The organism is Burkholderia sp. SIMBA_062, assembly GCF_046534765.1.
Taxonomy (GTDB): domain Bacteria; phylum Pseudomonadota; class Gammaproteobacteria; order Burkholderiales; family Burkholderiaceae; genus Burkholderia; species Burkholderia ambifaria.
In genome coordinates this window covers 1-254 of the sequence record NZ_JAWRYD010000433.1, presented here as the reverse complement: position 1 = coordinate 254, position 254 = coordinate 1, and the positions used below count along the sequence as shown (strand labels likewise).

At 33.5% G+C, this 254-nt stretch carries 1 protein-coding gene; it reads right to left on the bottom strand.

Annotation, left to right across the window (positions count from 1 at the left end; translation table 11 throughout):
• Window positions 1-252: ABC transporter permease (locus tag SB786_RS36965; RefSeq protein WP_410731678.1), on the bottom strand; the 252-nt coding region annotated here is incomplete at its 3' end.
• Window positions 253-254 lie beyond the last annotated feature (2 nt).

The window sequence follows — 254 nt, the reverse complement described above, 5'->3', positions numbered from 1 at the left end:
AAATAGAAGAATGATCGTTATAATTGTACTTACTATTAACATTGTAGGTGAAAAATCCCCAACACCAAGCCAGCCATATTTGAAGCATTCAAAAATACCGGTTAGCGGATTAAACTTAGCTAAATTTTTAAAATATCCAGGGAGCATAGATACAGGATAGATAACGGGCGTTGCATACATATATAAGCTTATACCGAAACCTAGTAACATACTTAGATCTTTGTATTTGGTAGTAAGTGCAGAGAATATCATTC